The sequence below is a fragment of the Lysinibacillus xylanilyticus genome, assembly GCF_001183605.1.
GTDB classification, from domain to species: Bacteria; Bacillota; Bacilli; order Bacillales_A; family Planococcaceae; genus Lysinibacillus; species Lysinibacillus xylanilyticus.
On the sequence record NZ_LFXJ01000010.1, the window covers coordinates 316,565 to 337,851 of the forward strand.

The window sequence follows — 21,287 nt, forward strand, 5'->3', positions numbered from 1 at the left end:
CAAAACTTGTTCTTTGAAAACTGGATAAAACGACATTGAAATTGTAACAAACACATTTATTTTTTAAGTTTTTTATAGGCTTAATAACTTGGTTAAGTTATTAAGGGCGCACGGCGAATGCCTTGGCACTAGGAGCCGAAGAAGGACGGCACTAACACCGATATGCTTCGGGGAGCTGTAAGTGAGCTTTGATCCGGAGATTTCCGAATGGGGGAACCCACTACGTTTAATCGCGTAGTATCTCGACGTGAATTCATAGCGTCTTGAAGGCAGACCCAGGGAACTGAAACATCTAAGTACCTGGAGGAAGAGAAAGAAAAATCGATTCCCTGAGTAGCGGCGAGCGAAACGGGAAGAGCCCAAACCAAGAGGCTTGCCTCTTGGGGTTGTAGGACACTCTATACGGAGTTACAAAAGAGCGAGTTAGATGAAGCGACTTGGAAAGGTCCGCCAGAGCAGGTAAAAGCCCTGTAGTCGAAAGTTCGTTCTCTCCTGAGTGGATCCTGAGTACGGCGGAACACGTGAAATTCCGTCGGAATCCGGGAGGACCATCTCCCAAGGCTAAATACTACCTAGTGACCGATAGTGAACCAGTACCGTGAGGGAAAGGTGAAAAGCACCCCGGAAGGGGAGTGAAATAGATCCTGAAACCGTGTGCCTACAAGTAGTTAGAGCCCGTTAATGGGTGATAGCGTGCCTTTTGTAGAATGAACCGGCGAGTTACGATTACGTGCGAGGTTAAGCTTTAGAAGGCGGAGCCGCAGCGAAAGCGAGTCTGAATAGGGCGAATTAGTACGTGGTCGTAGACCCGAAACCAGGTGATCTACCCATGTCCAGGGTGAAGGTGAGGTAACACTTACTGGAGGCCCGAACCCACGCACGTTGAAAAGTGCGGGGATGAGGTGTGGGTAGCGGAGAAATTCCAATCGAACTTGGAGATAGCTGGTTCTCTCCGAAATAGCTTTAGGGCTAGCCTCGTGATGAGAATACTGGAGGTAGAGCACTGTTTGGACTAGGGGGCCATCCCGGTTTACCGAATTCAGACAAACTCCGAATGCCAGATATTTATACACGGGAGTCAGACTGCGAGTGATAAGATCCGTAGTCAAAAGGGAAACAGCCCAGACCACCAGCTAAGGTCCCAAAGTAATCGTTAAGTGGAAAAGGATGTGGCGTTGCACAGACAACCAGGATGTTGGCTTAGAAGCAGCCATCATTTAAAGAGTGCGTAATAGCTCACTGGTCGAGTGACGCTGCGCCGAAAATGTATCGGGGCTAAACGATTCACCGAAGCTGTGGATTGACATCTACGATGTCAGTGGTAGGAGAGCGTTCTAAGTGCGTTGAAGTCAGACCGGAAGGACTGGTGGAGCGCTTAGAAGTGAGAATGCCGGTATGAGTAGCGAAAGACGGGTGAGAATCCCGTCCACCGTATGACTAAGGTTTCCTGAGGAAGGCTCGTCCGCTCAGGGTTAGTCGGGACCTAAGCCGAGGCCGATAGGCGTAGGCGATGGACAACAGGTTGATATTCCTGTACCACCTCCTCACCGTTTGAGAAATGGGGGGACGCAGTAGGATAGGGTAAGCGCGCTGTTGGATATGCGCGTCCAAGCAGTAAGGCGTGTGTGTAGGCAAATCCGCACACTATAACGTTGAGCTGTGATGGCGAGTCCGTATGGACGAAGTTCCTGATTTCACACTGCCAAGAAAAGCCTCTATCGAGGTGAGAGGTGCCCGTACCGCAAACCGACACAGGTAGTCGAGGAGAGAATCCTAAGGTGTGCGAGAGAACTCTCGTTAAGGAACTCGGCAAAATGACCCCGTAACTTCGGGAGAAGGGGTGCTCTTGAGCGTGCAAGCGCATGAGAGCCGCAGTGAATAGGCCCAGGCGACTGTTTAGCAAAAACACAGGTCTCTGCAAAACCGTAAGGTGACGTATAGGGGCTGACGCCTGCCCGGTGCTGGAAGGTTAAGAGGAGTGGTTAGCGCAAGCGAAGCTGCGAATTGAAGCCCCAGTAAACGGCGGCCGTAACTATAACGGTCCTAAGGTAGCGAAATTCCTTGTCGGGTAAGTTCCGACCCGCACGAAAGGCGTAACGATCTGGGCACTGTCTCAACGAGAGACTCGGTGAAATTATAGTACCTGTGAAGATGCAGGTTACCCGCGACAGGACGGAAAGACCCCGTGGAGCTTTACTGTAGCCTGATATTGAATTTTGGTACAACTTGTACAGGATAGGTAGGAGCCAGAGATCTCGGAGCGCCAGCTTCGAAGGAGGCGTCGGTGGGATACTACCCTGGTTGTATTGAAATTCTAACCCATGCCCCTTAGCGGGGCAGGAGACAGTGTCAGGCGGACAGTTTGACTGGGGCGGTCGCCTCCTAAAAGGTAACGGAGGCGCCCAAAGGTTCCCTCAGAATGGTTGGAAATCATTCGTAGAGTGTAAAGGCATAAGGGAGCTTGACTGCGAGACCTACAAGTCGAGCAGGGTCGAAAGACGGGCTTAGTGATCCGGTGGTTCCGCATGGAAGGGCCATCGCTCAACGGATAAAAGCTACCCCGGGGATAACAGGCTTATCTCCCCCAAGAGTCCACATCGACGGGGAGGTTTGGCACCTCGATGTCGGCTCATCGCATCCTGGGGCTGTAGTCGGTCCCAAGGGTTGGGCTGTTCGCCCATTAAAGCGGTACGCGAGCTGGGTTCAGAACGTCGTGAGACAGTTCGGTCCCTATCCGTCGTGGGCGTAGGAAATTTGAGAGGAGCTGTCCTTAGTACGAGAGGACCGGGATGGACACACCGCTGGTGTACCAGTTGTCTTGCCAAAGGCATCGCTGGGTAGCTATGTGTGGACGGGATAAGTGCTGAAAGCATCTAAGCATGAAGCCCCCCTCAAGATGAGATTTCCCATTACGCAAGTAAGTAAGATCCCTCAAAGACGATGAGGTAGATAGGTTCGAGGTGGAAGTGTGGTGACACATGGAGCTGACGAATACTAATCGATCGAGGACTTAACCAAAACGTTTGAAACATTCAATGCACGTTTATCCAGTTTTGAAAGAACAAACCCTTTCATTTTAGGGTTTCAAGATACGAGTAGTTCGAGGAAGCGATGGAGAGAGGGAAGGAGCGTACTTAAGTACGTGACTGACTGAACGACTGAAGCTGACGAAGAAATACGACGTATATTGAAAGCCGTTAATAGTCTAGTGATGATGGCAAAGAGGTCACACCCGTTCCCATACCGAACACGGAAGTTAAGCTCTTTAGCGCCGATGGTAGTTGGGGGCTTCCCCCTGTGAGAGTAGGACATCGCTAGGCACCTAGAAAAGTCGAGGGTTTATTCCTCGGCTTTTTTATTTGTGATTTTTTAACAAGTTAACCCAAATGATGAAAGCTGATGGCGGTTCAATCGTGAATATTTCTTCAATGAACAGCTTAGTTGCTGGTGCTGTAGATTACGCAGATACAAGATTCGCAGTACGTGGGATAACACTGTGGCTATCTAACTAGCTCCATAGGACATTCGTGTAAACTCTGTACACCCAGGCGTTATCGTAACACCAATGGTTGTACAAGAAGATACAAAATCGGCTGTAGAAGCATTCTCTCAACGCATTCCATTAAAACGCGTAGCACAACCAGAAGAAGTTTTAAAAATATGATATTGTTCTTGGCTTCTGATGAGGCTAGCGTTATCGATGCGGTTTAACTGCACATTAATAAAAGTACATAAAAAAATCATTATAGGATTTATAAAGGCCGATTTTCTTTTAGTATAGAAAAATCGGCCTTATTTTTTATTTAAATAAAAACCGCACTTAATCGTGGTATTGTTCATCGCGATTTATCTTAGTGCGGTTCTTATTTGACACCTATAGTTCACTCTAAAGTGATACTATTATAGTCGAATTTTTGACTAAAAAAATGACCATACTTATAATACCGTTTTAGCTTAAAGATGCTGAAAATTGACTAGATAATGCTTTCTTGAAAATGAAAAAGCTCCTTACATATTTTCAAATTGCAATAAATAAACTACAATGTATTATAAATGGTAGAAATTCTAATTTCTAATCATTTAACTTTATTTATACAAATCTACTAAGAGGAGCACGAAGATGAAAAAGAAGTTTTTATCCTTATTCATGGCCATAACAATGGTCCTATCAGTTAGCGTATCGGTATATGCCGATGAAAAGTCGCCACCAGCGACAAGAGGAGATATCGTAAAAACCTTGTTGACGTCAGCAGACGCCTATCAACCAGGAATTAATAAAGAAGCCGTTATGCAAGGCTCTAAAAACGGAGATTTAAGAGAGAATGAGCCAGCTAAGAAGGTTGAAGCTTTAGTTATGTTGAGCAGAGCATTCGGCAAATTACCAAAGCCTATCGGAAATGATCTGCGCAGTGGAACATTTGGCGTCGAGTTCACCGATGTACCAGCTTGGGCTAAGAAAGATATCGATAATCTGGCAAAAGCAGGCGTACTGACGGGCAACACTGACGGCACATTAGGGGCAAATGACACTATTACAATCGATGAGTTCCAAAACATTATCGCCAGAATTTGGACGCTTAAAGGCTCCCATTTAAATGACGATTTTTATGAAGCAATCAATAAGGAATGGTTAAATAAATCGACAATTCCGGCAGGAGAAATCATGGGCGGCGTATTTTCCGAGCTGTACAATCAAAATAACGATAAAATAGAAAAAATAATAGATGAGCTCGCTGGCAAACAGTTCGCTGAAGGAACAAAAGAACAGAAAATTGCCGACTTCTATTCGACAGCATTGGATTCAAAAAATAGAAATAAACAAGGGATTGAGCCCATCCAAAAATATGTAAAGGCAATTGACGGGGCTAAAAAGCTTGATGAACTCGTTCAAGCAGATCTTATCCTGGAGAAAGAATTGGGTTTAACCTCATTATTCAACTTTGCAATCATGAACGATGCAAAAAACAGCAGTGAATATGCTTTGTATTACTCTGGATTAACTACGGGTCTGGATAAGAACAGCTTTGTAACGGAAGACTCGAAAGCGAAAAAAGCCTATATTCAATATATGACCAAACTTCTTGTGGCATCGGGCGAGGAAAAGTCTGCTGCGAATGCACTTGCCGAAAAAATATATGATATGGAGAAAAGCTTAGCTTCTGTATCACTTGAACCTCATGAACAAGGCGACGTCAATAAATACTATAATCCGTTTACAATCGAACAATTCGATGACATGTTCAAAACAGTAGATATGAAACAAGTCTTGAAATCGCTGAAAGTTGACAGTGCTGATAAAGTGATCGTAACCGATGTGAAGCTGGCGCAAAAAGGTGCGGATCTCTTTACTGAGTCTAATCTTAATGTACTTAAAGCTTACTCCAAAGTGCAATTGCTTATGGCAACAGGCGGTTCGTTGTCAGATGAATTCAAAGTTGCTGCTATTGAGTTTGACGCAACGTTATTAGGCGTTACAGGTGAAAAAACAGCTCAAGAAATAGCAGTAGCCAAGACAACTGGAACAATGGGCGGATATTTGGAGCAAATGTTTGCCGAGAAACATTTTTCACCAGAAGCTAAAAAAGATGTTGAACAAATGGTAGAGAAGTTAATTGCTACGTATGAGGAAAGAATCAAATCTCTAGATTGGATGTCAGAAACTACAAAAACTAAAGCAATTAAAAAGTTGGATACGATGATTGTTAAGATCGGTTACCCAGATAAATGGGATACGACATTAGATAAAGTAGCTATCAAGACATATGACGAAGGTGGTTCGCTATTGTCTAATACCATCACAGTAAACAAAGCATACATTGATGACATGAAAGCCAAGCTAGGAAAACCGGTGGACAGAACGAAATGGTCAACGAGTGTATATACCGTAAATGCTTTCTACAATGCTTTTAATAACGAAATTACATTCCCTGCCGGTATTCTCCAAGCGCCTTTCTATGATGTTAATGCTAAACCAGAAGCAAACTATGGTGCCATTGGCATGGTCATTGGCCATGAAATCAGCCATGCATTTGATAACAACGGATCTGCATACGACGAAAATGGAAATGCAAACAACTGGTGGACAGAAAAGGACTTTAAGAAATTCAAAGAGAAAAACCAGAAACTGATTGAGTTCTATAATGGAATTGAGATTATTCCGGGTGTGTTGAGCGACGGTCAGCTTACACAGAGCGAAAATGTCGCTGATTTAGGTGGAATGGCGGCTTCATTGCAAGTTGTATCCAACATGAGTACTCCCGATTATAAAGCATATTTCGAAAGTAATGCAAAAATATGGAAAACTACAACTACAAAAGAATTTACAGCGATGCTGAGCAAAAACGATGTACATTCAGCCGCTAAAATTCGGGTAAACCGCACGATTGTGAACTTCCAGCAATTCTATGATACTTATGGAATTAAGCCTGGAGATGGCATGTATGTAGCACCGGAGGATCGAGTTTCTATCTGGTAAAAATTAGAGCAGATAGAGCTAATTCCGATAGCTCTTACATCCGTGTATAAAGGCAAAGAGGATGTCTAGGAAGTCCTTTTTGAGTAAAGATTGTTGCTGTTAAAACAAAAAGACAGATTTAATCTACAAAACGGTCCCGCACCCCTAAAGTTAGAGTCAAAAATCTAACTTTAGGGGTGTTTTTATATGGCGAAATACAGTGAAGAATTCAAAATAAATGTGGTTAATGAATATATGAAAGGTCCTTTAGGTTATAAATTATTAGCGGAAAAACATAACATTCCAACTTATTCGCAAATAAAGCGTTGGGTCTGTGCGTACAAAGAATTTGGAGAAATTGGATTACGTAGAAAAGTAACAAAACAGGCTTACTCTATTCAATTCAAGCTCGATGTATTACACTTTATGAAACAAACAGGTGCTTCTTATCAAGATACAGCGATTAAATTTAACATGAATAATCCAACGTTAATAGCGAACTGGAACAGTAAATTTTTGAAGGAAGGGATAGAAGGCCTGCAAGAAAAAGCGAAGGGACGGCCACCTATGTCTAATAATCCTAAAAATAAACCTGTCAAACAACCAAATACAATGTCTCGTGAAGAACAACTAGAACGTGAAAATGAGCTTCTCCGATTAGAGATTGCGTACTTAAAAAAGTTAGAAGCTTTAGAGGCGAACCCGGATGCCTTCCTCGAAAAGCACAAGCAGCGTTGGCGTTCGAACTCAAAGAAGAAGGGTTCCGATTGAAAGATGTATTGAGAATCGTTGAAATCCCTGAAGCAACATATCATTACCATGTTCAACAGTTAAAAAATGAAGATCCCAATCAAGAGTGGAAAACGTTGGTTTTAGCGCTATTTGATAAGCATGAAGGTAGATATGGTTATCGCCGAATCCATGCGGAATTAAAAGCGCAAGGATACGTCATCAATCACAAAAAAGTACAGCGAATCATGAAGGAATTGGGTTTAAAGTGTGTGAAATTCGTTCGTAAATCTCGTTATAAATCGTACAAGGGCAAGGTGGGTAAAGTCGCAAATAATCGATTAAACCGCCGTTTCAATACGACAAACGCTTTACAAAAACTTGTGACAGACGTAACGGAATTCAAGTGTACAGAAGATGAAAAGCTTTATTTAAGTCCAATTATGGATTTCTATAATGGAGAAATTATTGGGTTTAGTATGTCCAAACGTCCAACATTAGATTTCGTATTAGAATCGCTACATCAAGTTCTACCAATCATTCAGAACCGAGCTATATACCGTGCAACGATTCATTCGGATCAAGGCTGGCATTATCAACACAATTCATGGGTAAAAATATTACGACAAAACAAGATTTTTCAAAGCATGTCTCGCAAAGCGACGTGTGCAGACAATGCGGCGATGGAAAACTTCTTTGGCATACTCAAACAAGAGATGTATTACGGTGAAGTATTAATCTCGTATGAAGAATTGAAGAAGAAAATCGAACGGTATATCGACTACTATAACAATGAACGTATTAAACAAAAACTGGCTGGCATGAGTCCAGTAAAATACCGAACTCAAGCCAGCCAATTAGCTGCATAATAAAAACTCTAACTTTAAGGGGTCACTACCAACGTGTAGAATAAATTCTGTCTTTTTTTTCGATATTTCGTGAATCGAAAATGTAACTATAGCGCCCGATAATTTAAGTGTATTCATTCACAAACTAAGTTGATTTTTCATAATCATATTTTTCTACTATTATATTTTTTAATGATAGTAACTAAAATCGCAAGAAGAAATACAATAAGACTATTTATTAGTAAATAGTAGGCAAGGTTCAACCCGTAGAATACCGCAAAAGCATCACGAATAATAAATAGTGCTAATACGCTTCCTAGTCCACCAAATACACCTGCTAGTAGTAATATTATGAAAGCAGCAAAATATAGATCTTTCTTTTTTTGGAAGAATACAAACCCAATAACATTTGCAATAACGATAAAAAAGCACATAAGTATTAAGAAATAACTTTCCATTTAACTCCCTCTTTTCTAAAAACGGTTTTTCTTAAAGGAATAACTATCCCTTTGATTACTTTTCATTTATAAGCACATCTATTTCAGAAGCAAGATGAAGTTTATATTTCTAAAATTATAAAATAATTACACTATCACTTTTTAAGTAATGTACGCCAACTCTTTGTAAATGTTGAAGCAGTTTATCCACGAATTTTCACCTCTTTTAGTTTATAAAGTTCTTCCCATTCAATCAACTTCGCTCTTCAACTCATGATTGTAGCAATGCAATTTTTATTATATTACTGGTATTATTTTTTTAGATTTGATAATTCATAGTTAATAACTTCCTTTATCTTATCGTTTCCAATTGCTCCAAAATGGAATGTATTAGAATCGCTCCAATAAAGCCGCCTAAATGAAACACCATTATTAAGTTCAATATCCAAAAATATACGTGTACCTTCTAGCTTACCTTCATCAATTAATGATTGTGCATCTTCTAATTTTAAATCATTAAATGCGGCTAGGAACGTATCCTTAGAAGACTGAGAGAATGTGTGAATTCTCTTTCCATCTTCAGTGCTTTCAAAATAGATATTCTTCACCAACTTATCCATAGGGTAAAGTTCTCCTGCCGTTTTAGCATTTTTATTTGTGTTGGCTACATAAACAGCATCATCTGCAGCAATAATCAAGGAAGTTGGATATCCTTTTATTTCAAAAATGATTGTTCCTTCTTTTAAATATGCCGCATCACCATTTTGCATCTTGTGATTACTACATGCACTGCCAGCCATCCTATATGTCACTTTACCTAGTTCTTTACCTTTTTCAATCGTTATAGGAAGATTTTCATTCGCTGGCTCTAGAAAATGATGCTCATACTTTATATCATTAGTCATCAGCACATCCACCCATTCAATTTCTGCATCAGGACATCCATTAAGAAAAGTGAAGTTACTGCAAGAAGATAACAACAAAGCAAATACAGAAATAAATATCATACTTTTAAAAACCTTCAACATAACACCCCCTAGTTATTAGACGATTATTACAAATTTTGGTTACTTATATAAAGTGATTATTCAGAGTGATTTATAAAATTGTAATCGACACACCTACAACGTTTAAAATTTATCTGCTGAATTCGATAAAAAATTAAGAATAGAAAGCTTTCTTCTAGTTTGTACTACGCAAGAGTGTAGTCGTTTGATACAATGAAATCATAGTATTCAAGAAAGAAACGGCGGGTGTTCGTATGGTTAGTGATATTTTAATAGAAATAGTAACAGCGATTGGCCGCTTTTTAATCAACCCATTAATGTATATCGCAATTCTATTTGCGGTTTTATTAGGTTATAGTCGTGTAAGGCAGGAGCGAAAATTTTTTAATAGGCGTATTATTTGGGGTTGGACAGAGCTAATTGGTCAATGGAAATATGGTTGGCTAAATGCCCTCCTCATTTCACTTATAAGTGTTGGTTTAGGTTTATCAGTACCTAAAGCTTTTTTAATGATTTTAATCGCTATTTCTGCGGTGGCACTAGTATTGTTCTTCATTAATGCACTTTCACCTATCTATATAATGGGGCTTGCGACGCTAGCAATGTGGTTGATGTACCATTACAATTGGACATTTTCTTGGTGGAAAATCTCATTAGAAGGTGTAAATTTATTAGATGGTACCATTATAACGATTACAATTTTAGCAGGTCTAAGTGTGATTGCTGAGGGGATGTTAATTCGTCGAGCAGCAATGAAGGTAACGACACCACGAGTTGAAAAGACAAAGCGAGGTATGCAGGCAATTGTCTATCGTTCAAGAAATGTATGGGTATTGCCAATTTTCTTTGTAATACCTGGTGATATTATTCCTGTAGATTTCCCATACTGGCCGCAATTTACATTAGGAGAGAGTACCTTTTCACTCGTACTATTTCCACTTGTAATAGGCTTTTCAAAGATTACTAGAAAAGAATTACCGGCGTTGCAATTGCCTAAAATTGGCCGAGCAGTACTAATACTAGGGCAGTTAATTTTAATAGGTGGACTCGCTGCAGCCTTGTTGCCATTCATCGGCTTTATCACGTTGGTAATTGGTGCGGCGATTCGTATTGGTATTTCAATCTTTTATGCGCTGCAAGATAAAACGGATAATTATGCAGTTGCACCAAGTTCAAAGGGTGCTATTATTGCGGCAGTCTTACCGGATTCGCCAGCTGAAAAAATGGGCTTACTGGCAGGGGAATGTATTCGTAAAGTAAACGGTCAGGCCATTTTTACTGAAAATGACTTATATGAGGCTTTGCAATTAAATGCTGCACATTGTCGTTTAGAAGTAATTGATCGTAACAATGAAATACGCTTAACACAGCATGTTATCTATAGCAATGATCATTATCGTATTGGATTATTACTAGCTGAGCAGAGGGATATTTGATGGATGTTTTCGGGAAAATGATGTTAGCGTTGTTTTTACCAGCATTACTCGTATTATTGTTTACTAGAATTACGTTTAATCGGTATGTTGCTTTAATATTGGCAATTGCGCTTATTGCGGCATCTGTTTATGCAGGACATACGTCGCCACCTATTATATTCGTAATCGATGCATTTTCGTTAACAGTAGGCTTTTGGCTAGCAAGTAAAATGAAAAAAAACAAAAATTAATATAAAAGGTCAGTCAAAAGTGATAGCTTTCTCACTTTTAAGACTGACCTTTTTACATGAAAAATCTTACGGCTGCCATAATGATAACCCCTGCTACAACTGTAATAGATAAGCTTTTGGTAACAAGTGCAATCACAAGCGTTGGCACAAATGTAATAAATACAGGCCAATTGAGTGTAACAATTTTTCCGCTTTCTGTATCCAATAAGTTTTCAATTACAAGAGCACTCAAAATACAAATTGGGATAAAGCTTAACCATTTTAATACAACCTCTGGTAGCTTCACATTTCGGACGAATATAAAAGGAATAATACGCGGTAGCCAAGTTACAAGTGCGCAGCCAATGATGAGCCATACCATAGTAGCAGTTGTCGTCATTTATCTGTCACCACCCCTATAGTTGCTACAATAACAGTTGAAAGAAGAACAGCCACATGCGAAGGTACAATATAAGAAAGACCATACATAATGACAACCATATAGCCGATTAACATAAGATAATGCATTATTTTACTTTTACCTACACTGCTAAGCTGGAGAACAAGAAGTGCCACAAACATAGCAATCAATGCGAAATCTAAGCCCCATTTTTCAGGAGTTGCTACCCATTGTCCTAAATAAGCACCAGTCACACAAGAAAGTATCCAAAATAGGTAAGCAGTTATATTCAGCCCATCCATCCATTTGCCATATAATTTACCGGTTTGCATTTGCTTTGTAACAGCTACACCAAATGTTTCGTCCGTTAATAATGTGCCGAAACCAATATTTCTTAGCATGGAATAGCGTGTGAAATGGGGAGCTATTGTTAAACTCATTAATAAATGGCGTAGATTTACGACGAAAATGGTTACAATAATAGCAGAAGCAGGGCTATTTGTTAAAAGAAGTGCACAAAAGATAAATTGTGCGGAGCCTGCATAGATGAGTATAGTTAAAAGTGCAATTTCGAGTACAGATAACCCAGAAGCGGAACCTACAACACCGAAAGCGAGTCCTATGCTAATATAACCGAGTAAAGTGGGGATACAATCTTTAACGCCTTGTAAAAAGCTATCGTCTGGCATGATTGCTGTTTCATTCTGAAAATCTGTTGTACTTGTCATAAATAGATCGTCCTTTCTTAAAAATTTCCATGTATACTAATAATGGAATAGTCTGATAGTTAATGATGTTTATTAAAGTATACATATGTCCGATAAAATAAACAATAGAAATTGGTGAATAAAAATGGAGCAAATGAGTCGAAATTTGGCATTTCAATTAAAGAAGATCCGACAACAACGTCATTTAAGCTTAGACGATGTTGCCAAAGCTACGGGGGTAAGTAAAGCGCAACTTGCTCAAATTGAAAAAGGGGAGGCAAATCCTACAGTATCAACAATTTGGAAAATTGCTGCGGGAATGCGCATTTCATTTTCTTCGCTATTACAATCACCAACAGCACACTTCATGAAATATAGTAGTAAGGATGCGCTACATGTAGATGAAGATGAGGGTCGATATCGTGTGTACTCCATTATTCCTTATAATCCGGAACGTGGTTGGGAACTATATAAGATAGAAATGGAGCCTGGCGCCTTTAGCAGGAGTGAGGCCCACACAGAAGGGGTAGAGGAAACGGTAACGGTTATCCAAGGACAAGCCATCATTTCTGCTGGGGAGATGCATGAATTACTAGAAGAAGGGGATACACTAGTATTCTCAGGACATCAGCCACATGAGTATAAAAATACTTCGGAAAAGTTAACGATTTTACATTTAATTTTACAATATAAATAGAGGTGTCGATTTTGAGTGAATGGTTTACTGTAGATAATATTGAGCAAATTGCGGCACAATATCGAACGCTTGGCCCAATCATGGGTTTATTATTACCTTTTATAGAGGCATTTTTGCCGTTTTTACCTTTGGTCGTGTTCGTTATCGCCAATGCGAGCGCATTTGGCTTATGGTTAGGTTTTTTATTATCATGGATAGGATCTGTAGCGGGTTCATATGCAGTCTTTTTGCTTGTCCGACATTTTGGCAAGCATCCAAAGCTTCGATTTGTAACAGGCAGTAAAAAAGTAGAGAAGCTAATTAAATGGGTAGATATGAATGGTATTAGTCCTGTATTCGTGTTACTTTGTTTTCCTTTTACACCCTCAATCATTGTAAACATTGTAGCGGGGCTATCTCATATTCATAAAAAGTTTTATCTAGTAGTGTTAATGGCAGGAAAGTTCGTAATGATTTTAGGAATGAGCGTTCTTGGCTATGATTTAAAATCGCTCCTAACAAGCCCTGTAAGACTGATTATTGCGGCTGTTGCGATTGTCGTGCTTTGGTGGGTTGGAAAGCTTATAGAGAAACGATTAAACACGCGTGTAGAGAGAGATTTGAAACAAGCGCGAAAATTGACGAAAAATCACCACCGTTGAAAGTTGAATATGCACATCTTCCCCCTTTTATCATGTAAAATGAGAGAAGGGGTTTTTTATCTTAATTAATTAAAGGTAAGGCATTGCTCAAGTAATATGGAGTAGCGCTTAGATAAAATATTAAAATGCACAGTTAGAGCAGCAAAAAGCTCGGGGGTACTATCAAAGTGATCGGGTCCATGCAAAACCTGATCGGGTCAAAGAGAAAACTGCTCAGGTAGGTCGCAAAGTGATCGGGTCAAAGAGAAACCTGCTCAGGTGGAATCGCAAAGTGATCAGGTCGAAGAGAAAACTGCTCAGGTGAGGTCATGAAGTGATCAGGTCAATGTAAAACCTGCTCAAGTACAACAGCAAAGTGATCAGACATAAAAGATTACCACCAATGTTGAGTAGCAAAGCCCAAGTATCTACGACATACATTTATATATATAGATTATTAACAGGAGGAGAAAAGTACATGACATTGCGTATTGTATCAGGACGTTCAGGGACGGGGAAATCAACGTTTATTCATCAAGAGATTGTCGAACAACTAAAATCAGAGCCGTTAGGTCACCCAATTTTTGTGATTGTACCTGACCAGATGTCTTATTCAACGGAGTATGAGCTTACGAATAAGCATGGCTTGCAAGGCTTAATCCGTGCGCAGGTCATGACATTTAAACGATTAGCATGGCTAGTATTACAGGAAACGGGTGGTATTGCTCGAAAAGAAGTAAATGGCTATGGTTATCGAATGCTTATCCGCAAACTTTTAGAGGAACAAAAAAGTGAGTTCTCATTATTTCGACAAGCAGCTGGGAAACGGGGCTTTACGGAGGAGATTGAAACGCTATTACGAGAGTTTAGTCGTTATAGTGTAAATAGTTCGGTGCTAGGTGAAGTGTCAGCGTCTTTGCAGGCCATTGATGCGCCGAATACATTGCAAGCGAAGACGAATGATTTACAAGTAGTTTTGCAGGCTTTGGAGGAACGACTTGGCACGACTTATGTCGATAGTGAGGGGTATTATCCAATTTTAACTGAGCAACTAAAATACTCCGAGACGATGAAGCAGGCGTCAATTTATATAGATGGATTTACAGCATTTACGGTAAGAGAATTAGAACTTGTAAAAGAATTATTAAAGGTGACGAAACAGGTAACCGTAGTTCTTCCCTTTGACCATATCGAAGAGGTTTATGATGAGCAATCTTTATTCTATGAAGCCGCTTCTACGAACCAACGTTTACACGACATTGCACATGAAGAAGGCATTGAAGTTGAAGCACCATTGCACTTCTACAATACGTATCGTTTTCAATCTGATGATTTACAACATGTGGAAGCTCGATTTGCTGATATGGTGCCTCAAACGAAAGAAACTTCAGGTGATGTAACGATATTTGAAGCATCTAATCGACGTGCGGAGATACATGCCATTGCCCGGGAAATAACAAAGCTGACAAGAGAGAAGGGGTATCGTTATCAAGATATAGTACTTCTTTATAGACAAGCAGAAGTATATGACCCGCTCATTACAACAATTTTTCAACAATATGAAATTCCTATTTTTACAAATTCGAAAAAGACAATGTTGCACCACCCTTTAATTGAGCTTAGTCGCTCTGCTTTAGAGATTATTACTTCTAATTGGAAATACGAACCAGTTTTTCGTAGTGTGAAAACAGATTTATTTTTCCCGTTACATGCTGAATTAAATGTTTGGCGAGAGCGTGCGGATCGTTTAGAAAACTACTGTTTAGCGCAGGGTGTCTTTGGTGAGCGCTGGTTTGAGGAAGCTCGATGGTTTTTCAAAAAGTATCGTGGACTTGAATTCCATTCACGTGTACAAACAGACGAAGAACGTGCTATGCAGGCAGAAATCGAGGCCATTCGCGATGAAATTCGTCAGCCGCTTAAATTATTACAGGACAAGCTGGAAGTGGCAACAACAGGGCGAGATGTAGCGACAGCTTTATTCGAGTTGATTGAGAGTTTAAATGTTTTTGAAAAGCTTCAAGCAATGAAAGACCGTGAACTTGATCGAGGCGATGCATTAGCTGCAAGTGAGCATGATCAAGCGTGGAAAGAATGGATTGCAGTGCTCGATCAGTTTGTTTATATGTTTGGTGAGCAGGAGATGTCAGTGGAGGAAGCGGCGAAAATTTTAGATGAAGGCTTTGATACATTAGAATTTTCACGTATCCCACCTACATTAGATGAGGTAATGGTAGCGACAGTTGATTTAGCTCGTTTATCGAATATAAAAGTTGCTTTTGTCTTAGGAATGAATGATGGAGTCTATCCAACTCGTATAGATTATGAGGGATTGCTGTCAGATACTGAACGTGAATGGTTTGGTCAAATTGGCTATGAGCTAGCGCCGACATCTAAAAATCGTTTACTGCAGGAGAATTTCTTGCTATATCGAGCTTTAACGACGCCATCCGATAAATTATATATGTCCTATCCAACGGCAGATGAAGAGGGCAAGGCACTACTGTCTTCACTCTATATAAAGAAAATTATCGGTAATGATAAAACAGCTGGCCTTTTGAGCGGTGTTGAGGTAGAGCGAGTTGTGATTGATCCAATTGAATTACTGAATGAAAGTGCTTTACCTTATTTACGCCATCCACGTACAGCTTTAGCACATTTAATGGTGCAAAAACGTCAAGCTGAGCATAGCCGACAGCTAGCACCAGAGTGGCTTGCTTTACAAAAATATTATAAACAGGACCCTTATTGGGCACTTGTATATGATCGAGTGTTACATCCAATCACTCATAAAAATGAAGCAGAGCCATTAGAAAACTACATCACTCAGGAATTATATGGTCAAAAGCTAACATCTAGTGTGTCTCGTATTGAGAAATTTTTCCGTTGCCCATTCTCTCATTTTACAACGTATGGGCTTCATCTAGAAGAGCGGGCAGAGTACAGACTAGAAACATTTGCAATGGGTGATTTATTCCATGAGGCATTGAAATGGATTACGGAGGAGACACACCGTCTGCAACTATCATGGATACGTTTAACACATCAGCAAATTAAACAATTAGCACGCCAAGCTGTAGAGCAAATTGTGCCGGTATTCTCTCATCAAATCTTACTGTCAAGTGCACGTTATCGTTACATTCAACGCAAGCTTATTCGTATTGTCGAACGAACAATGACGGCACTTACGCAGCATGCGAATGTATCCCACTTTAAGCCAATTGCCATTGAGGCATCATTTGGACCGGGACAAAATGAACAGCTTCCTCCACTTGAAATTGATTTAACAGGTGGTAAGAAAATGTTTATGCGAGGTCGTATTGATAGGGTGGATAGTGCGTCTATTGATGACCGCTCTTATTTACGGATTGTCGATTATAAATCATCAGCTCGTGATTTAGATTTGAATGAGGTTTACCACGGATTGTCTCTACAGGTATTAACGTATCTAGATGTGGCGATGGAAAACTCGTCTTATTGGCTGCCAGGTGAGGCGGAGCCAGCCGGGGTTCTTTATGTACATGTCCACAATCCAATGCTAAAGCTTGATAAGGATTTAAGCGATAGCGAAATTGAGGAAGACCGTTTAAAACAATACAAAATGAAAGGTCTTTTGTCAGAAAATGCAGAGGCCATTTTATCGATGGACGAGCAATTAGAGGAATCGTCTGGGCATTCGAAAATTATTCCTGTCTATATGAAGAAAGATGGGACACCATCAGAATCTCAGTCACGTATTGTACCTGTTAATGATATGAAAAATCTACAGCATTTTGTACGGCGCAAGCATCAAGAGGCTGGTAATGGAATTTTAGCAGGGGATACTTCCATTAGTCCTTATAAACTTAAAACAAAAACAGCATGTGACTATTGTCAATTTACAGCGGTTTGTCAATTTGACCCATCCGATGGCAAGCAAAGCTATCGTCAGTTACAGCAAGCAAAACCGAATGATATCGTTGAGAAAATTCGGAAGGAGATGAAGTAAGTTGGTACAAAAAATACCCGAAAAGCCAGCGGAAGTGACGTGGACCGACGACCAGTGGAAGGCCATCTATGCAAGCGGTCAGGATACACTAGTATCAGCTGCGGCAGGTTCTGGTAAAACGGCAGTACTTATTAATCGCATGATTGAAAAGGTAGTTGCGATAGAGAGTCCCATCAATGTGGACGAGTTACTTGTCGTAACATTTACAAATGCATCCGCTGCTGAGATGCGACACCGTATGGCGGAGGCACTTGAAAAGGCTATTGCAGAAAATCCAACTTCCAACCATTTACGACGCCAGCTAAGCCTTGTCAATAAAGCGCAAATTTCAACGCTGCATTCCTTCTGTTTAGCCATAGTTAAACAGTATGCCTATATGTTAGATATTGACCCAGGCTTTCGTATAGCAAATGAGGCTGAGGTTGCTTTGTTAAGGGACGATATATTAGCAGAAGTATTAGAAGATGCTTACGATTCTGAGGATGAGGCTCAGGTTCAAGCAATCTACCGTCTTGTTGATAGCTTTACGTCGGATCGTGATGATCAAGCTATCGAAACATTAATGAGCAAGCTTTATGATACGTCTCGTGTTCATGCAGAGCCTCAAAAATGGCTTCGTAGTCTACCAGAGACATATGACTTAGCAGCGGACGTGACCATTGATGATTTAGAGTTGTCGAAATATGTGAAGTTAACAGTAAAGCATAGTTTTGAAGAGGCATTCGTATTAATTTCTGAAATGCGTGCCATTACGCTACAGCCCGAGGGACCTGCACCATATGCTGAAACAGCAGAAATGGATTTTGCCATGATTCAGGAAGGCATTCGCATTAGTCGTGAAGGAACGTGGCAGGAACTATTTGATTATTTTGGTACGGTGAAATGGTCAACTTTAAAGCGTGTATCAAAGGATGCTTTAGTGGATGTGGAGCTCCAGGAGCTTGCCAAGAAAAAGCGTGAGGCAGCTAAGAAAATTGTGAACAAGCTGAAAGAAACTTATTTTGTTCGGACTCCTGCGCGCTTGCTTGAAGAAATACGATTAATGGGTCCGACGATAGGAACATTAGTCGAATTGACAAATGTTTTTAGTGAACAGTTCCGCATGGCAAAATTAGAACGAGGAATTATTGATTTCTCGGATTTAGAACATTTCGCGTTGCAAATTTTAACAATAGAAGTCGAAGGTGAATTACAGCCTTCACCTGTTGCTCTAGATTTGAAACAACGTTTTAAAGAAGTACTTGTTGACGAATACCAAGATACAAATATGCTACAAGAGACAATATTACAGCTTGTGAAAACAGGTAGTGAGCAAGAGGGAAATCTATTTATGGTTGGGGATGTAAAACAAAGCATCTACCGTTTCCGTTTAGCAGAACCGAAGCTTTTTATGCGAAAGTACAGTGAGTTTCTAGAGGCCCCAGATTTAACGGGAATGCGTATAGATTTAAACGCTAATTTCCGTAGTCGAAAAGAAGTGTTGAACGCTACAAACTACGTATTTGCACAAATTATGGGTGAGCGTGTAGGGGAAATTCTTTATGATGAAAATGCTTCATTAAAGCCAGCAGCGCCGTATGATGATAAAGAAGTTCCGGTAGAGCTAGTCATCATGCATCCTCCCGGGGATGAGGAGTTGGACGAAGAGGCGGAAGACATTGCAAGCGACGCCTCTGAGCTAGAGGAATTAAAAAAATCGCAGTATGAGGCACGTTTTATCATTGAGCGTATTCGCCAGATGATGGAGGATGGGACAACCGTATTCGATACAAAAACGAAGACAGAACGTCCATTAAAATATAGTGATATTGTGATTTTAATGCGTTCAATGACTTGGTCAACTGATTTAGTTGAGGAATTTAAGCTTGCGGGAATCCCTCTCTATGCGGAGTCCTCCAAAGGATATTTTGATGCGCTTGAGGTCATGATTATGCTGAATGTACTAAAGGTTGTCGATAATCCATATCAGGATATTCCTTTAGCTTCAGTACTACGCGCACCATTTGTTGGCTTAACAGAAAATGAGCTAGCAAAAATACGGCTAGCAGATAAAAAAGCGCCATTTTATGATGCATTAAGGCAATTTATTCGCAGTGATGGGCATGGTGTGCAAACTGACATTTTTGTGAAGCTTCAGCGATTTATGCTAGCATTTGAAAACTGGCGAGATTTAGCGCGACGTGGTTCACTGTCAGATTTAATTTGGAAAATTTATTTAGACACGCATTATTATGAGATGGTAGGGGCGATGCCGAATGGTAAGCAGCGTCAGGCCAACTTACGTATTTTACATGACCGTGCTTTAATGTATGAGAAAACGGCCTTTCGAGGACTATTTCGCTTTTTACGTTTCATTGATCGTATGCGTACACGTGGGGATGATTTAGGAACAGCTAAATCGATTGGAGAAAAGGATGATGTTGTGCGTCTTGTAACTATCCACTCTTCAAAAGGTTTGGAATACCCTGTTGTCTTTGTTGCAGGGATGGGGAGACCGTTTAATAAAATGGATTTCCACAATCCATATTTATTCGATCAAGATTTTGGCCTTGCCGTGAAGGCAATTGATCCAGAAAATCGTATTACGTATACATCTCTTCCATTTTTAGCTTTGAAGGAGAAAAAGGAGCTTGAAATGCGTGCTGAGGAAATGCGTGTATTATACGTAGCGATGACACGTGCGAAAGAGCGACTTATTTTAGTAGGCTCCGTGAAAAATTGGAATAAAACGCTCGATAATTGGCATGATGCTCAAAGTTTACCAGTGGATGCCCCACTACAGGAGTATTTACGCGCGAGAGCTAATAGTTACTTTGATTGGCTTGGACCTGCAGTTGCTAGACACGCAGATTTTGCAACACTTGCTTCTTCTTCCTATAAGGCACCTGATGATGTATCGCATTGGTGGGTACGTGCTGTTGAAACAAGCCATTATGCGTATGACATACAGGCGTTAGAGGATGAGATACAGCCATTGCTAGAAACGACAGAGGACGAAGCTTTGCTGTCGGAAATTACGATGCGCTTTCAAGCACATTATGCATTTCAGAAATCAACACAAAAACGCTCAAAAACATCTGTAAGTGAAATAAAGCGTTTAGAAAATCTACAGCGACAGGAGGAGCCTGAATATTACTTTTCAGTACCTTCTAAGCAAAAAACGACAACTATTGCACCCCGTCCAACCTTTTTACAGGACAAACAGCTGACAGGTGCTGAAATAGGAACAGCTGTCCATACAGTCATGCAGCATGTGCCTCAAAACGGCTTTAAGGATGTACAGGAGGTTAAGGGGTTTGTCGCTAATTTAGTGGCAAGGCAGCTTCTGACAGAGACTGAGGGCAAGGTTGTTCCATGGAAAAAAATATATAATTTCTTTACAACAGGCATTGGACAACGCTTTAAAAAAGCAAAAACAATCCGGAGAGAACTGCCATTTACGATTAGTAGAGTAGATGAAGATGGCGACGCTCAAATAGTACAAGGGATTATCGATTGCTTGTTTGAGGATGAGAATGGTGAATGGATCTTGCTTGATTATAAGACAGATCGTATTCAATCACATTTTGCTGAGGAACCAGCGCTAACGAAGGAACTCTTAGACCGGTATGGTGTTCAGCTAAGAGTTTATAGTGAGGCGATTGAAGCTATCCTTCAAATCAAAGTAAGTGATAAGGTTCTATATTTATTCGATATTGAACGCGCTTTACATGCATAAGTGATTGCGGTGAAAACAGGGCTATCTGATATAGTTT

Annotated in this window: 15 protein-coding genes and 2 rRNA genes; 13 read left to right on the top strand and 4 right to left on the bottom strand. The window is 40.4% G+C overall.

Annotated features, from left to right (window positions below; genetic code table 11):
- The first annotated feature begins 90 nt into the window (after nucleotides 1–90).
- From ACZ11_RS19055 to ACZ11_RS19080, 7 genes are all read left to right on the top strand, one after another.
- Nucleotides 91–3,018: ribosomal RNA gene (locus ACZ11_RS19055) — 23S ribosomal RNA — on the top strand.
- 186 nt (nucleotides 3,019–3,204) lie between these two features.
- Nucleotides 3,205–3,320: ribosomal RNA gene (gene rrf / locus ACZ11_RS19060) — 5S ribosomal RNA — on the top strand.
- Between the two features lie 66 nt (nucleotides 3,321–3,386).
- Nucleotides 3,387–3,512 (top strand): hypothetical protein, encoded by a 126-nt coding sequence (locus tag ACZ11_RS27585; RefSeq protein ID WP_403089642.1) that lies wholly within the window; start codon nucleotides 3,387–3,389, stop codon nucleotides 3,510–3,512.
- Between the two features lie 53 nt (nucleotides 3,513–3,565).
- Nucleotides 3,566–3,664, top strand: a complete 99-nt coding sequence (locus tag ACZ11_RS27590; protein WP_403089645.1) for a hypothetical protein — start codon at nucleotides 3,566–3,568, stop codon at nucleotides 3,662–3,664.
- Between the two features lie 456 nt (nucleotides 3,665–4,120).
- The gene (locus tag ACZ11_RS19070) at nucleotides 4,121–6,475 is read left to right on the top strand and encodes a M13-type metalloendopeptidase (RefSeq protein ID WP_049668119.1); all 2,355 of its coding nucleotides are present in this window, start codon (nucleotides 4,121–4,123) and stop codon (nucleotides 6,473–6,475) included.
- 186 nt (nucleotides 6,476–6,661) lie between these two features.
- Nucleotides 6,662–7,225: a helix-turn-helix domain-containing protein gene (locus tag ACZ11_RS19075; protein ID WP_049668120.1), complete on the top strand. Its 564-nt coding sequence runs from the start codon at nucleotides 6,662–6,664 to the stop codon at nucleotides 7,223–7,225.
- Nucleotides 7,111–8,052 carry an IS3 family transposase gene (locus ACZ11_RS19080; protein ID WP_134008725.1) on the top strand — a complete coding sequence of 314 codons (942 nt, stop codon included), beginning with the start codon at nucleotides 7,111–7,113 and terminating at the stop codon, nucleotides 8,050–8,052. Before ACZ11_RS19075 ends, ACZ11_RS19080 begins: the two co-directional genes overlap by 115 nt.
- A 143-nt stretch (nucleotides 8,053–8,195) precedes the next feature.
- Here the strand turns inward: ACZ11_RS19080 and ACZ11_RS19085 are convergent, their stop codons facing one another.
- Together ACZ11_RS19085 and ACZ11_RS19090 are read right to left on the bottom strand one after the other, a co-directional pair.
- Nucleotides 8,196–8,489 (bottom strand): hypothetical protein, encoded by a 294-nt coding sequence (locus ACZ11_RS19085; protein WP_049668121.1) that lies wholly within the window; start codon nucleotides 8,487–8,489, stop codon nucleotides 8,196–8,198.
- Between the two features lie 290 nt (nucleotides 8,490–8,779).
- On the bottom strand, nucleotides 8,780–9,493 hold the full coding sequence (locus tag ACZ11_RS19090) for a hypothetical protein (RefSeq protein WP_049668122.1): 714 nt from the start codon (nucleotides 9,491–9,493) through the stop codon (nucleotides 8,780–8,782).
- 236 nt (nucleotides 9,494–9,729) lie between these two features.
- Here ACZ11_RS19090 and ACZ11_RS19095 point away from each other — a divergent pair, with 236 nt between their 5' ends.
- Both ACZ11_RS19095 and ACZ11_RS19100 read left to right on the top strand, forming a co-directional pair.
- Entirely contained in the window at nucleotides 9,730–10,911 is a 1,182-nt protein-coding gene (locus tag ACZ11_RS19095; protein WP_049668123.1) for a PDZ domain-containing protein, read from the top strand.
- On the top strand, nucleotides 10,911–11,141 hold the full coding sequence (locus tag ACZ11_RS19100) for a DUF2198 family protein (RefSeq protein WP_049668124.1): 231 nt from the start codon (nucleotides 10,911–10,913) through the stop codon (nucleotides 11,139–11,141). The genes ACZ11_RS19095 and ACZ11_RS19100 overlap by 1 nt, the downstream gene beginning before the upstream one ends.
- Before the next feature lie 52 nt (nucleotides 11,142–11,193).
- Here the strand turns inward: ACZ11_RS19100 and ACZ11_RS19105 are convergent, their stop codons facing one another.
- Nucleotides 11,194–11,520 carry an AzlD domain-containing protein gene (locus tag ACZ11_RS19105; protein ID WP_049668125.1) on the bottom strand — a complete coding sequence of 109 codons (327 nt, stop codon included), beginning with the start codon at nucleotides 11,518–11,520 and terminating at the stop codon, nucleotides 11,194–11,196.
- A complete protein-coding gene (locus ACZ11_RS19110) occupies nucleotides 11,517–12,248 on the bottom strand; it encodes an AzlC family ABC transporter permease (RefSeq protein WP_049668126.1) in 732 nt (243 codons plus the stop codon). The genes ACZ11_RS19105 and ACZ11_RS19110 overlap by 4 nt, the downstream gene beginning before the upstream one ends.
- A 124-nt stretch (nucleotides 12,249–12,372) precedes the next feature.
- On the opposite strand from ACZ11_RS19110, the gene ACZ11_RS19115 reads away from it, so the two are divergent.
- From ACZ11_RS19115 to addA, 4 genes are all read left to right on the top strand, one after another.
- Nucleotides 12,373–12,924 (top strand): helix-turn-helix domain-containing protein, encoded by a 552-nt coding sequence (locus ACZ11_RS19115; RefSeq protein WP_049668127.1) that lies wholly within the window; start codon nucleotides 12,373–12,375, stop codon nucleotides 12,922–12,924.
- Nucleotides 12,925–12,935: 11 nt separating this feature from the next.
- On the top strand, nucleotides 12,936–13,565 hold the full coding sequence (locus tag ACZ11_RS19120) for a TVP38/TMEM64 family protein (RefSeq protein ID WP_082172845.1): 630 nt from the start codon (nucleotides 12,936–12,938) through the stop codon (nucleotides 13,563–13,565).
- A gap of 457 nt (nucleotides 13,566–14,022) precedes the next feature.
- Nucleotides 14,023–17,532, top strand: coding sequence for a helicase-exonuclease AddAB subunit AddB (gene addB / locus ACZ11_RS19125; protein ID WP_049668129.1), 3,510 nt, complete (start codon nucleotides 14,023–14,025; stop codon nucleotides 17,530–17,532).
- Nucleotide 17,533: 1 nt separating this feature from the next.
- Complete coding sequence (addA, locus tag ACZ11_RS19130) at nucleotides 17,534–21,250, top strand: helicase-exonuclease AddAB subunit AddA (protein ID WP_049668130.1); 3,717 nt, start codon at nucleotides 17,534–17,536, stop codon at nucleotides 21,248–21,250.
- The last annotated feature ends 37 nt before the right edge of the window (nucleotides 21,251–21,287 follow it).

Excerpts from the sequence above, each read along its gene's own strand:
- ACZ11_RS27585 (WP_403089642.1), top strand. The coding sequence starts at position 3,387 with ATGATGAAAGCTGATGGCGGTTCAATCGTGAATATTTCTTCAATGAAC.
- ACZ11_RS27590 (WP_403089645.1), top strand. The coding sequence starts at position 3,566 with ATGGTTGTACAAGAAGATACAAAATCGGCTGTAGAAGCATTCTCTCAA.
- ACZ11_RS19070 (WP_049668119.1), top strand. The coding sequence starts at position 4,121 with ATGAAAAAGAAGTTTTTATCCTTATTCATGGCCATAACAATGGTCCTA.
- ACZ11_RS19075 (WP_049668120.1), top strand. The coding sequence starts at position 6,662 with ATGGCGAAATACAGTGAAGAATTCAAAATAAATGTGGTTAATGAATAT.
- ACZ11_RS19085 (WP_049668121.1), bottom strand. The coding sequence starts at position 8,489 with ATGGAAAGTTATTTCTTAATACTTATGTGCTTTTTTATCGTTATTGCA.
- ACZ11_RS19095 (WP_049668123.1), top strand. The coding sequence starts at position 9,730 with ATGGTTAGTGATATTTTAATAGAAATAGTAACAGCGATTGGCCGCTTT.
- ACZ11_RS19100 (WP_049668124.1), top strand. The coding sequence starts at position 10,911 with ATGGATGTTTTCGGGAAAATGATGTTAGCGTTGTTTTTACCAGCATTA.
- ACZ11_RS19105 (WP_049668125.1), bottom strand. The coding sequence starts at position 11,520 with ATGACGACAACTGCTACTATGGTATGGCTCATCATTGGCTGCGCACTT.
- ACZ11_RS19110 (WP_049668126.1), bottom strand. The coding sequence starts at position 12,248 with ATGACAAGTACAACAGATTTTCAGAATGAAACAGCAATCATGCCAGAC.
- ACZ11_RS19115 (WP_049668127.1), top strand. The coding sequence starts at position 12,373 with ATGGAGCAAATGAGTCGAAATTTGGCATTTCAATTAAAGAAGATCCGA.
- addB (WP_049668129.1), top strand. The coding sequence starts at position 14,023 with ATGACATTGCGTATTGTATCAGGACGTTCAGGGACGGGGAAATCAACG.